Raw genomic sequence first — 11,327 nt, 5'->3', positions numbered from 1 at the left:
AACCGCCTCAAAAACTTCCGGGCAGTCGCCACCCGCTACGACAAACGCGCCTATGTCTACCTCGGAACAGTCACTCTCGCAGCCCTCACGATCTGGCTCCGCACCTGATCCAGGAAACAGAACCTAGGCCCGGCGTAGGTCCCGGCCTAGGGCGGAGGGACCTGGCGGGGTGCGGCCCGCGGCCGAGGCGGCGGGGGCCTCCGGGTTCCCACGGTGGGGGCGTCTGCCGGACGGCAGGGAAGGGCGGGGCTCGGGGGGACGGGAGAAGGGACTGTATATAAGAGGACATTCCGCCGGGCCTTGCGGCCCGGTTTCCCCGTGGGCAGCGGGGGCCCGGACCGGGTCGCACCGGGGAGGACCCGACCCCGGGCCGTGGCCCGGGCGGAGCGGGGCCGGGAGGCGGGAGCCGAGGGGGCGGAGCATCGATGTCGCCGGCGCTAAGGCCGTGGGGCCGCCGGGGGCCGAGCGGGCGGCGGGCGGGGCGCCGCCCGGTCTGTGCGAGCCCGGGGCCTCGCGCCTGGCGGCGCTGGAGGTGGCGGCCGGGCGGGGCGCCGTACCGCGCGGTCAGGCCGAAGCCGTAGCGAATCCGTACCTCTGGCATGAGTTCGGGGACGTTCTTCTGCTACTCAAGGATGAGAACGGCCACTGAGCGGATTGCTGACGCAACGGCGGGTGAGATTGATACGTGACCGATGTGAGCCCGGGCATAGGACGCACATCACTTACGAAGCTCCCTAGTGGACGCATAAGAGCGCCGTTAACGCTGGCTCGTATGCGCCGAGCCCCGAAATCGAGGCTTGCTGTCAGGCCCTGATCCACTAAGCAGGATCGTACGTCACACCTTTGCCACAAGTTTTTGCCACCGCTAAGAATTGCTCTCGCCGCACAGCGCCGCCGGATCCCGGATCCGAGAGGCGCTTTCCTGCGGCCCCCGCTATTCGAAGAGGTTGCTACGCATGTCCGAGACCAGCACTCCCGGCCACAGCCGTCGTCTGACGAAGGCCTACAAGCTTTCCATCGCCGGTGTAGCCACCCTGGGCGCTGCCGCCCTCGCCCTCTCCATCGTCCCGGCCGGAGCCGACGAGGCCACGACGGCCGTCGTCGCCGCCCCCGTCGCCTGGTCGAAGGTTGTCGACGGCGCGCAGACGCAGGCCGTGCAGCAGCACCTCACCGTTCAGCAGGTCGTCGCGGACCAGCAGGCCAAGGTCGCGAAGGTCGCCAAGGACGCCAAGGACGCCGCGAAGGCCAAGGCCGAGGCGGACGCGAAGAAGGACCGCGAGCAGAAGGCGGCCGCCAGTCGTTCCGCGAACCGCGCCCCGGTCTTCGCGAACAACCTCGACGGATGGATCAAGGAGGCCCTCTCCATCATGAAGAAGGAGGGCATCCCCGGCACCTACGCCGGCATCCACCGCAACGTGATGCGCGAGTCGAGCGGCAACCCCCGCGCGATCAACAACTGGGACATCAACGCCCAGAACGGCATCCCGTCGATGGGCCTGCTGCAGGTCATCAAGCCGACCTTCGCGACGTACCACGTCAAGGGCACCAAGTTCGACCAGTACGACCCGGTCGCGAACATCGTCGCCGCGTGCAACTACGCCGCCGACCGCTACGGCTCCATGGACAACGTCAACAGCGCCTACTAAGGCCCTGGCGTCCCGCCAAGCCCCCCATGCGCCTCAGGGCGGCCCCGGTGTTCCGGGGCCGCCCTGAGGCGTCTCTGCGCGCCGCGCGGCGGCGACGGGGCTTACTTGCGCATGACCTCGGGCTCGTGGCGGCGCAGCAGGCGTGCGACCGCGAAGCCGCAGGCGATGCCGAGCAGGACCAGGACGATGATGTCGAAGCTCCACTGGCCGACCGTGGCGTCCCAGAGCGGGTCGGTGTTGTCCGGGTTGTCGCGGTCCCACGGAGCCATGAGCTCCGAGAGGTGCAGCGTGGTGCCGGCGGCGGCGACGGCCCAGCGGGACGGCATCAGCCAGGCGACCTGCTCCAGGCCCGGGGAGTCGTAGACCTGGAAGAGGATGCCGGTGAAGACGACCTGGATGATCGCGAACATGACCAGCAGCGGCATCGTCTTCTCGGAGGTCTTCACCAGCGAGGAGATCACCAGGCCGAACATCATCGAGGTGAAGCCGAGCGCGGTGATCGACAGGCAGATCTCGACGGCCGGGGGCATGAGGAGGCCCTCGGCCGGCATGTCGCGCGGGAAGAAGCCGATCCCGCAGATGACCACGCCCTGGATGGCCGTGATGAAGCCGAGGACGATCACCTTCGACATCAGGTACGCGGACCGGGACAGGCCGGTCGCGCGTTCCCGCTCGTAGATCACCCGTTCCTTGATCAGCTCACGGACCGAGTTGGCGGCGCCCGAGAAGCACATGCCGACCGCGAGGATCAGCGTGATCGTGCCGGCGGCGCTGTTGAACGTGGACGGCGGCTTCGGCGGTGCGAGGCCGAAGGTCGCCGGGATGACCGTGGAGACCACGCCGAGGACCGCCGGGAGGAGCAGCATCAGGGCGATGAAGCCCCGGTCGGACGCGATGACCGACACGTAGCGGCGGATCAGCGTCCACAGCTGCGAGCCCCAGCCCTGCGGCTTCGGCGGCCGTGCCTGCTGCATGGCGGGCTGCACCGACTGCGGGGCGACCGCGTCGATGTCGGCGGCGTACAGCTGGTAGTGCTGGGAGCCCTTCCAGCGGCCGGCCCAGTCGAATTCGCGGTATTCCTCGAAGGCGGAGAACACGTCGGCCCAGTTGGCGTAGCCGAAGAAGTTCAGCGCCTCGTCCGGCGGGCCGAAGTACGCGACCGACCCGCCCGGGGCCATGACCAGCAGCTTGTCGCAGATGGCCAGCTCGGCCACCGAGTGCGTGACGACGAGGACCGTGCGGCCGTCGTCGGCGAGGCCGCGCAGCAGCTGCATGACATCGCGGTCCATGCCCGGGTCGAGGCCGGAGGTGGGCTCATCCAGGAAGATCAGCGAGGGCTTGGTCAGCAGCTCCAGGGCCACGGACACGCGCTTGCGCTGGCCGCCCGAGAGCGAGGTGATCTTCTTGTCCTTGTGGATGTCGAGCTTGAGCTCGCGCAGCACCTCGTTGATGCGGGCGGCACGCTCGGACTCGGCGGTGTCCCCCGGGAAGCGGAGCTTGGCCGCGTACTTGAGGGCGGTGCTGACCTTCAGTTCCTTGTGCAGGATGTCGTCCTGCGGGACCAGGCCGATGCGCTGGCGGAGCTCCGCGAACTGCTTGTACAGGTTGCGGTTGTCGTAGAGGACGTCGCCCTGGTTGGCCGGGCGGTAGCCGGTCAGTGCCTTGAGCAGCGTCGACTTGCCGGAGCCGGAGGGGCCGATGACCCCGATCAGGGACTTCTCCGGGACGCCGAAGGTGACGTCCTTGAGGATCTGCTTGCCGCCGTCGACCGTGACCGTGAGGTGGCGGGCCGAGAAGGAGACGTCACCGGTGTCGACGAACTCTTCGAGGCGGTCGCCGACGATCCGGAAGTTCGAGTGTCCGACGCCGACGATGTCGTTCGGACCGAGCAGCGCGGTGCCCGACTTCGCCAGCGGCTGGCCGTTGACGTAGGTGCCGTTGTGGCTGCCGAGGTCGCGGATCTCGAAGCGGCCGCCCGGCATCGAGCGGAACTCCGCGTGATGGCGGGAGACCTGGAGGTCGGAGACCACCAGCTCGTTCTCCAGCGCGCGGCCGATGCGCATGACGTGGCCCAGCGCGAGCTGGTGGAACGTCGTCGGGCTGCGGCGGTCGCCGTAGCCCGGGGTACCGTCGCCGCCCGGCTGCTGCGCCTGCTGCTGCGGGAAGGGCTGCGCCTGGTGGGGCTGCTGCGCCTGCTGCTGCGGGAACGGCGGGGCCTGCTGGACCTGCTGCTCCCAGGCCTGCGGCTGCTGCTGCGCCTGCGCCTGTGGCGCGTACGCCTGGGCGGGCGACTGCTGCGCCACGGCCGGCTGCGGCGCCGGGGCGGCCGCCGCGGCCGCGACGGTATTCAGCCGCGGCCCGTCGGTGGCGTTGCCCAGGTGCACCGGCGTACCGGGGACGAGCTCGGCCTGCTGGACCCTCGCCCCGCGCACGTACGTGCCGTTGGTGCTGCCGTGGTCCTCGATCCCCCAACCTCGCCCGTTCCAGGCGATGGTGGCGTGCCGCCACGACACCCGGGCGTCATCGATCACCACATCTCCCTGGGGGTCGCGCCCCAGCGAGTACGACCTGGACGGATCGAGCGTCCAGGTCCTTCCATTCAATTCCAGTACGAGTTCCGGCACTCCAGCCCCACTTAAGTCCCCCGAGAATCCCCCATGACGTCTGGGAGTCTAGGGATGGCGAACATCCGGGGGAACTATTTCAGGCGCGCGGCCACAAGGGGAATCCGGGCCACGTACCGGCGTGCGGAGGGCCTTGCCGAGGGGGGAGAAAGTCACCCGGAGGGGGCCTTTCCCGACGTTCCGCCCCCGCCCTGACTCCGGTCGCCGCCCGCGTGGCCTGCGTCCGCGCGCCCCTTCCGCGGCTTCCACATGTCCACCGCGTGGCCTCCGGGCGTCCGCTGTGCGAGCTCCGCACGTCCGTACGGAGCGAAACGGTTCCGCCAGGTGGGACGGGGGTCCGTGCGCGGAGGCCGGGGAGATACGGTGAAGCCACCATGAGCGCTTCGCAGACCTCCGACGTCCCCACCCTCCTCGTCAAGATCTTCGGCAAGGACCGTCCCGGGATCACCGCCGGGCTGTTCGACACCCTCGCCGCCTACTCCGTCGACGTCGTCGACATCGAGCAGGTCGTCACCCGGGGCCGCATCGTCCTGTGCGCCCTCGTCACCCACCCGACCGCCGGCACCGAGGGCGAGCTGCGGGCCACCGTCCACAGCTGGGCCGAGTCCCTCAAGCTGCAGGCCGAGATCCTCTCCGGCACCGGCGACAACCGTCCGCGCGGCAGTGGCCGTTCGCACGTCACCGTGCTCGGGCACCCGCTCACCGCCGAGTCCACGGCCGCCATCGCCGCACGGATCACCGCGACGGGCGGCAACATCGACCGCATCTTCCGGCTCGCGAAGTATCCGGTGACGGCCGTGGAATTCGCCGTCTCCGGTACCGGGACCGAGCCGCTGCGCACCGCGCTGGCCACCGCCGCCGCGCAGATCGGCGTCGACGTGGCCGTGGTCTCGGCCGGGCTGCACCGGCGGGCCCAGCGCCTCGTCGTCATGGACGTGGACTCGACCCTGATCCAGGACGAGGTCATCGAGCTCTTCGCCGCGCACGCCGGCTGTGAGGCCGAGGTCGCCGAGGTGACCGAGCGGGCCATGCGCGGGGAGCTGGACTTCGAGCAGTCCCTGCACGCCCGGGTCGCGCTGCTGGCCGGGCTGGACGCCTCCGTGGTGGACAAGGTCCGCTCCGAGGTACGGCTCACCCCGGGCGCCCGGACCCTGATCCGCACCCTCAAGCGCCTCGGGTACCAGGTGGGCGTGGTCTCCGGCGGGTTCACGCAGGTGACGGACGATCTGCGGGAGCGGCTCGGCCTGGACTTCGCCTCCGCGAACACCCTGGAGATCGTGGACGGGAAGCTGACGGGCAAGGTGACCGGTGAGATCGTCGACCGGGCCGGCAAGGCCCGGCTGCTGCGCCGCTTCGCCGCGGAGGCCGGTGTGCCGCTGGCCCAGACGGTGGCCATCGGTGACGGCGCCAACGATCTGGACATGCTGAACGCGGCCGGGCTGGGCGTGGCCTTCTGCGCCAAGCCGGTGGTCCGCCAGGCCGCGGACACCGCCGTGAACGTGCCCTTCCTGGACGCCGTGCTGTACCTGCTCGGGATCACCCGCGAAGAGGTCGAGGCCGCCGACCTGGCGTGACGACGACGTCTCCCTACGACGGAGCGGGCCCCGGCACTGTGGAAGTGCCGGGGCCCGCTCCGTCGTAGGACGTGTGTGTCAGGCGTGCGGGGTCCAGAAGTCCAGCAGGGTGCCCACGCCGTGTTCCACGGACTTCCAGGAGCCGGTGAAGGAGAGGACCGCGATCCCGGAGGTCGGGAAGCCGCTGTGGTTCATCCGGGCGAGTACGTCGCCCTGCGCGCTCCCGGAGAGTGCGTCGGCCAGGGCGTGCATGCCGGGGTTGTGGCCGATGACGAGGAGGTTCTTCACCTCGTCGGAGGTCTCGTTGACCAGGGCGATGAGCTCGCCCAGGGAGGCCTCGTAGAGCCGTTCCTCGTACGAGGTCTTCGGCCGGTGCGGCAGTTCATGGACGGCCAGCTTCCAGGTCTCCCTGGTCCGGGCCGCGCTGGAGCAGAGGGCCAGGTCGAAGGCGATGCCGGTCTGAGCCAGCTTCTGGCCCGCGGCCGGGGCGTCGTGCCGGCCACGCTCGGCCAGGGGGCGGTCGTGGTCCGGGCCGTCCGACCATTCGGCCTTGGCGTGCCGGAGGAGAACGATCCTGCGGGGTGTGTCGGCGCTCATGGCTCCCAGCTTCGCATGAATCGAGCCACGGGGCGCAGGGTGTTGAGGGGGTCACCCCCAGGTGGGGGCCCGCCCCGGCACCGGGCCGCGCGCGCGGGCTCCCGGTGGCCGGCGGGTCGCCGGCCGGTGCCTCGTCAGCCGACGACGCGCAGCAGCCGTTCGGTGACGTGGACGAGCGTGGAGCCTTCACCGGAGGAGGCGTGGGCCTCGCCGGATCCGGCGAGGAGTATGAGCAGGAGGCCGAAGGCGAGGGCGGGCAGGGCGAGCGCCCACCAGTGCAGCCGGGCGTTCGGCCCGGCGGCGCGGGGTGCGGACAGGCGGCCTGGGGCCAGGTGTATGGGGGCCGACATGGCCGCCTCCGTGGGGGTGCGTCGGACGGGCTCGCTCTTGCTCCTCGAATCTAAGGATTCGAGCCGGCGGTTCCCATCGGGGACGCACCCCAGTTGTCCCTGAGCCTGACCCCCTAGGGGCTGGGGGGATAACCCCCCTACGGCGAGGCGAGGGTCGCGACGACGGCGATGACCACGGTCACCAGGAGCATCGCGCCGAGCACGAGGCCTAGCTTCCTGTGGCCGTTCTGGGGGTTCGGTTCAAGTACGGGCGACATGCCGGTCAGTCTCGCATGCCGCATTCGTCCTCGATCGTGCGGTCCCGGCCCGCGAGCACGCCGAGCGCGATCTGCGGGACGAGCAGTCCGGCCATCAGGGCGAGGGGCAGGTCCCAGCCGCCGGTGTGCTGGTAGAGGGCGCCGATGAGGAGCGGTCCGGGGATGGAGATGAGGTAGCCGGTGCTCTGGGCGAAGGCGGAGAGCTTGACGACCCCGGCCGGGGACTTGGCGCGCAGCCCGATCAGTGTGATGACGAGCGGGAAGGCGCAGTTGGAGACGCCGAGCAGGACGGCCCAGGCCCACGCCCCGGCGACCGGGGCGAAGTACAGCCCGAGGTAGCCGACGAGGCCGAAGAGGCCGAGGACGACCGCGATGGGGCCCTGGTTCCTCATCCGGCCGGCGAGGCCGGGGATGACGAAGGCGAGCGGGACGCCCATGACCATGGTGACGGCGAGCAGGACGCCCGCGGTGGAGGCGGAGACCCCGGCGTCGCGGAAGATCTGTGGGAGCCAGCCCATGGTGATGTACGCGCCCGTGGCCTGGAGGCCGAAGTAGCAGGCGAGGGCCCATGCGGTGCGGCTGCGCACCACGCTCGGCCCGGCGTCGGGCCGGGCGGCCGGTACGCCCGCGGCCGCCTTCTCCTTGCGGGCCGCGGCGGCGATGGGCAGCCAGGGCAGTACGGCGGCCGCGGCGAGGAAGGCCCAGATCAGCAGACCGGTGCGCCAGCTCCCGCCGAGGGCCTCGGTCAGCGGGACCGTGGTGGCGGCGGCGAGCGAGGTGCCGGCGGCCAGGGCCATGGAGTAGAGGCCGGTCATGGTGGCGACCCGGTCGGGGAACCATCGCTTGACGATCACCGGGAGGAGCACGTTCGTCAGGGCTATGCCCGCGAGGCTCAGGGCGCTGGCGGCGAGGAATCCCGCGGCGTTGGTTGCGAAGGGCCGGATCAGCAGGCCCGCGGCGACGGCGGCCATGCCCGCGCAGACGACGGCCGCCGGGCCGAAGCGGCGGGAGAGCCGGGGCGCGGTGACGCCGAAGACGGCGAAGCAGAGGGCGGGTACGGAGGTGATGAGTCCGGCGACGGTTCCGCTCATGCCGAGGCCCGTACGGGTCTCCTCGAACAGGGCGCCGAGGCTGGTGATGGCGGGCCGCAGGTTGAGGGCGGCCAGCACGATGCCGACGAGGAGCACGGGTCCGAGCCACGCCGGCTGCGGGGCGGCGGCGGGAAGGGGCCGGGCGGATGCCGTGTGCTCGGCCTGGGGCCGGTTCAGGGTCTGAATTTCTTCGTCGGACATCCAACCATCATAGATTCATGGGATGATTGGTTGTCCACCCCGCAGTCGATAAGTGCCCGTCCTGAAACCTGTACGTCCGAGAGGAACCCCGACCGCATGCCGCTGACCTCGCCCCGGCGATCCGCACTCGTCGACCAGGTGATCGCCCAGCTCAGGAACCAGATCACCACGGGCGAATGGCCCGTGGGCTCCCGCATCCCCACCGAGCCCGAGCTCGTGGAGCTGCTGGGCGTCGCCCGCAACACCGTGCGCGAGGCCGTCCGGGCCCTCGCACACAACGGCCTCCTCGACATCCGCCAGGGCTCGGGCACCTATGTCATCGCCACCAGCGAGCTGGCCGGGGTGATGCACCGCCGTTTCGCCGGCGCCGATCCCCGGCACATCGCGGAGCTGCGCTCGATGATGGAGTCCTCAGCGGCCCGTCTCGCGGCGGAGCGGCGGACCGCGCGGGACCTCGTACAGCTGGACGCGCTGCTGGCGCGGCGCGAGGAGGCGTGGTCGGGCGGGGAGGCGGAGCCGTTCATCGCGGCGGACGTGGCCCTGCACATGGCGGTGGTGGCGGCCTCGCACAACGAGGTGCTCATCGAGCTGTACGCGGACCTCGGCGATCTGGTGGCCGACTGGCTGCGCACCGACGTGGGCGCGGAGCTCGATCCCGCCTCGCACCTGGACCACGCCCGGCTGATCGAGGCGATCCGGCGCGGGGACGGGGAGGCGGCGGCCTCGGAGGCGGCGGGCTATCCGTTCGTCTGCCTGGGCAGGGAAGCACCCGCGGGGGTCACTGCCGCTGGTGGCTGACCCAGGCGGAGCGGACTTCCTTCCAGCAGCGGCCGGCGAGTTCCACCCGGCCGGCCGGGTGGACGGCCACGGCGGCGGCGTCCCCGTCCACGTCCCACCAGCGGTCGCACTCGACGTGCAGGCGGACCAGGTCGGTCTGCGGGTAGCCGTTGTGGCAGAACGCGGCCACCTGCGAGCCGTTGATCTCGGTGTCGCAGTCGGCCCCGAAGAGCTCCCGGGCGGCGGGCGGCGCGGGCTGTACGGGCGGTTCGGCGGGGATCTGGGCCAGGTCGACCACGGCCTGGGTCTGGGAATCCGTACCGGGTGCAGGGGCGGCCGCTTCGTCCTGCAGGGCGGCCCCCGGAAGCAGGAATCCGGTCAGGACCACCGAGGTGACCAGCAGGGATACCGCTCGGCTCCGCCTCGCGTGCACTCCCGTACCCCCTCCCCGCAAGAGCCGAGAAGATCCCGACAGGGCCAGTTTGCAGGGAAATGTCCTGCTTTTCGACTCGGGAAGATCCGGCCCGGGGGAGGACATCTGATCGAGTCACCCCCTACGGCCACCGCCACCCGCCGCCGTACGGATGGACGGGCCCTGGATCAGGCACCCATCGCGTGCAGGCCGCCGTCGACGTGGATGATCTCGCCGGTGGTCTTGGGGAACCAGTCCGACAGCAGGGCGACGACGCCCTTGCCCGTCGGCTCCGGGTCCGACATGTCCCACTCCATCGGGGCGCGGTGGTTCCAGATGTCCGCCAGGTCCCCGAAGCCCGGGATGGACTTCGCGGCCATCGAGCCGATCGGACCGGCGGAGATCAGGTTGCAGCGGATCTTCTCCTTGCCCAGGTCACGGGCAAGGTAGCGGCTGGTGGCCTCGAGCGCGGCCTTGGCCGGGCCCATCCAGTCGTACTGCGGCCACGCGTACTGCGCGTCGAAGGTGAGGCCGACGATCGAGGCGCCCTCGTTCTCCGGGAAGAGCGGCTTGCACGCCATGGTCAGCGACTTCAGCGAGAACGCCGAAACGTGCATGGCGGTGGCGACCGACTCGAACGGGGTGTTCAGGAAGTTGCCGCCGAGCGCGTCCTGCGGCGCGAAGCCGATGGAGTGGACGACGCCGTCGAGGCCGCCGAGCTCCGCGCGGACGAGCTCCTCCACGCGCGCCAGGTGCTCGTCGTTGGTGACGTCGAGCTCGATCACCTTGGCGGGCTTGGGCAGCTTGCGTGCGATGCGCTCGGTCAGCGTCGGCCGCGGGAACGCGGTGAGGATGACCTCGGCGCCCTGCTCCTGGGCCAGCCGGGCGGTGTGGAAGGCGATGGAAGACTCCATCAGCACCCCGGTGATGAGGATGCGCTTGCCGTCGAGAATTCCGCTCATGGTGATCAGTGACCCATGCCCAATCCGCCGTCAACGGGAATGACGGCTCCTGTGATGTACGCGGCGTTGTCGGACGCCAGGAAGCTGACCGCGGCCGCGATCTCCTCGGGCTGCGCATAACGGCCCAGGGGCACCTGGCCGACGATGCCCGCCCGCTGCTCGTCCGTGAGCACCTTCGTCATGTCGGTGTCCACGAAGCCCGGGGCGACGACGTTGAAGGTGATGTTGCGGGAACCCAGCTCACGGGCGAGGGAGCGGGCGAAGCCGACCAGCGCCGCCTTGGAGGCGGCATAGTTGGCCTGGCCGGCCGAGCCGAGCAGTCCGACGACCGAGGAGATCAGGACGACGCGGCCCTTCTTGGCACGGAGCATGCCGCGGTTCGCGCGCTTGACCACACGGAAGGTGCCCGTGAGGTTGGTGTCGACGACCGAGGCGAAATCGTCCTCGGACATGCGCATGAGCAGCGTGTCCTTGGTGATGCCGGCATTGGCCACCAGGACCTCGACGTTGCCGTGCGCGTCCTCGACCTGCTTGTACGCGAGGTCGACCTGGTCGGAGTCGGTGATGTCGCAACGGACCGCCAGCACGCCCAGGGCCGTGAGCTCCGCCGGGGGCTCGCCCGACCGGTACGTGATCGCGACCTTGTCCCCCGCCTCGGCGAAGGTTCGGGCGATGGCGAGGCCGATGCCCCGGTTTCCTCCGGTGACGAGAACCGAGCGGCTCAACGGATCACCCTTTCGACTAGCGGTCTGAATACCAAAAACCTATAGGTCAAGTACCCCTTACGGAGAATCGGCTCCGACAGGGCCTCGGTACCGGGTCTGTCGAGTCCCTAC

The 11,327-nt window shown here is 70.5% G+C and carries 11 protein-coding genes and 1 pseudogene; 4 read left to right on the top strand and 8 right to left on the bottom strand.

What is annotated here, in order from left to right; genetic code table 11:
• Both OTB20_RS35930 and OTB20_RS35925 read left to right on the top strand, forming a co-directional pair.
• Positions 1 to 108: pseudogene (locus OTB20_RS35930) on the top strand (IS5/IS1182 family transposase); the annotation flags it as partial.
• An 848-nt stretch (positions 109 to 956) separates the two neighbouring features.
• A complete protein-coding gene (locus tag OTB20_RS35925; protein WP_267824096.1) occupies positions 957 to 1,646 on the top strand; it encodes a transglycosylase SLT domain-containing protein in 690 nt (229 codons plus the stop codon).
• Positions 1,647 to 1,747: 101 nt separating this feature from the next.
• Here OTB20_RS35925 and OTB20_RS35920 read toward each other — a convergent pair whose 3' ends face one another.
• A complete protein-coding gene (locus OTB20_RS35920) occupies positions 1,748 to 4,270 on the bottom strand; it encodes an FHA domain-containing protein (RefSeq protein ID WP_267824094.1) in 2,523 nt (840 codons plus the stop codon).
• Between the two features lie 374 nt (positions 4,271 to 4,644).
• Here OTB20_RS35920 and serB point away from each other — a divergent pair, with 374 nt between their 5' ends.
• A complete protein-coding gene (serB, locus tag OTB20_RS35915) occupies positions 4,645 to 5,844 on the top strand; it encodes a phosphoserine phosphatase SerB (protein ID WP_267752480.1) in 1,200 nt (399 codons plus the stop codon).
• 78 nt (positions 5,845 to 5,922) lie between these two features.
• Here serB and OTB20_RS35910 read toward each other — a convergent pair whose 3' ends face one another.
• The 4 genes from OTB20_RS35910 to OTB20_RS35895 all read right to left on the bottom strand — a co-directional run bounded on the left by OTB20_RS35910 (position 5,923) and on the right by OTB20_RS35895 (position 8,340).
• Positions 5,923 to 6,441: a SixA phosphatase family protein gene (locus OTB20_RS35910; RefSeq protein WP_267824092.1), complete on the bottom strand. Its 519-nt coding sequence runs from the start codon at positions 6,439 to 6,441 to the stop codon at positions 5,923 to 5,925.
• A 134-nt stretch (positions 6,442 to 6,575) separates the two neighbouring features.
• Positions 6,576 to 6,791 (bottom strand): hypothetical protein, encoded by a 216-nt coding sequence (locus OTB20_RS35905; protein ID WP_267824090.1) that lies wholly within the window; start codon positions 6,789 to 6,791, stop codon positions 6,576 to 6,578.
• A gap of 137 nt (positions 6,792 to 6,928) precedes the next feature.
• A complete protein-coding gene (locus tag OTB20_RS35900) occupies positions 6,929 to 7,048 on the bottom strand; it encodes an SGM_5486 family transporter-associated protein (protein WP_266876817.1) in 120 nt (39 codons plus the stop codon).
• Between the two features lie 5 nt (positions 7,049 to 7,053).
• Entirely contained in the window at positions 7,054 to 8,340 is a 1,287-nt protein-coding gene (locus tag OTB20_RS35895; protein ID WP_267824088.1) for a CynX/NimT family MFS transporter, read from the bottom strand.
• Positions 8,341 to 8,436: 96 nt separating this feature from the next.
• On the opposite strand from OTB20_RS35895, the gene OTB20_RS35890 reads away from it, so the two are divergent.
• Positions 8,437 to 9,138 carry a FadR/GntR family transcriptional regulator gene (locus OTB20_RS35890; RefSeq protein WP_267824087.1) on the top strand — a complete coding sequence of 234 codons (702 nt, stop codon included), beginning with the start codon at positions 8,437 to 8,439 and terminating at the stop codon, positions 9,136 to 9,138.
• Here OTB20_RS35890 and OTB20_RS35885 read toward each other — a convergent pair.
• The 3 genes from OTB20_RS35885 to fabG form a co-directional block, all read right to left on the bottom strand.
• The gene (locus OTB20_RS35885) at positions 9,119 to 9,550 is read right to left on the bottom strand and encodes a hypothetical protein (protein WP_267824085.1); all 432 of its coding nucleotides are present in this window, start codon (positions 9,548 to 9,550) and stop codon (positions 9,119 to 9,121) included. The two genes, OTB20_RS35890 and OTB20_RS35885, sit on opposite strands and share 20 nt — an antisense overlap.
• A gap of 167 nt (positions 9,551 to 9,717) precedes the next feature.
• Positions 9,718 to 10,491 (bottom strand): enoyl-ACP reductase FabI, encoded by a 774-nt coding sequence (gene fabI / locus OTB20_RS35880; protein WP_267824084.1) that lies wholly within the window; start codon positions 10,489 to 10,491, stop codon positions 9,718 to 9,720.
• A 5-nt stretch (positions 10,492 to 10,496) separates the two neighbouring features.
• On the bottom strand, positions 10,497 to 11,216 hold the full coding sequence (fabG, locus tag OTB20_RS35875) for a 3-oxoacyl-[acyl-carrier-protein] reductase (RefSeq protein ID WP_267824083.1): 720 nt from the start codon (positions 11,214 to 11,216) through the stop codon (positions 10,497 to 10,499).
• Positions 11,217 to 11,327 lie beyond the last annotated feature (111 nt).

This window comes from Streptomyces sp. H27-H1, from assembly GCF_026627445.1.
Classification (GTDB): domain Bacteria; phylum Actinomycetota; class Actinomycetes; order Streptomycetales; family Streptomycetaceae; genus Streptomyces.
Note: the sequence above shows the minus strand (reverse complement) of the source record. Positions and strands in the feature narration are given on the sequence as shown.

What these genes read in the sequence shown, in the direction of transcription:
- fabI (WP_267824084.1), bottom strand. Translation starts at nt 10,491, where the DNA reads ATGAGCGGAATTCTCGACGGCAAGCGCATCCTCATCACCGGGGTGCTG.
- OTB20_RS35925 (WP_267824096.1), top strand. Translation starts at nt 957, where the DNA reads ATGTCCGAGACCAGCACTCCCGGCCACAGCCGTCGTCTGACGAAGGCC.
- OTB20_RS35890 (WP_267824087.1), top strand. Translation starts at nt 8,437, where the DNA reads ATGCCGCTGACCTCGCCCCGGCGATCCGCACTCGTCGACCAGGTGATC.
- OTB20_RS35905 (WP_267824090.1), bottom strand. Translation starts at nt 6,791, where the DNA reads ATGTCGGCCCCCATACACCTGGCCCCAGGCCGCCTGTCCGCACCCCGC.
- serB (WP_267752480.1), top strand. Translation starts at nt 4,645, where the DNA reads ATGAGCGCTTCGCAGACCTCCGACGTCCCCACCCTCCTCGTCAAGATC.
- OTB20_RS35895 (WP_267824088.1), bottom strand. Translation starts at nt 8,340, where the DNA reads ATGTCCGACGAAGAAATTCAGACCCTGAACCGGCCCCAGGCCGAGCAC.
- OTB20_RS35910 (WP_267824092.1), bottom strand. Translation starts at nt 6,441, where the DNA reads ATGAGCGCCGACACACCCCGCAGGATCGTTCTCCTCCGGCACGCCAAG.
- OTB20_RS35900 (WP_266876817.1), bottom strand. Translation starts at nt 7,048, where the DNA reads ATGTCGCCCGTACTTGAACCGAACCCCCAGAACGGCCACAGGAAGCTA.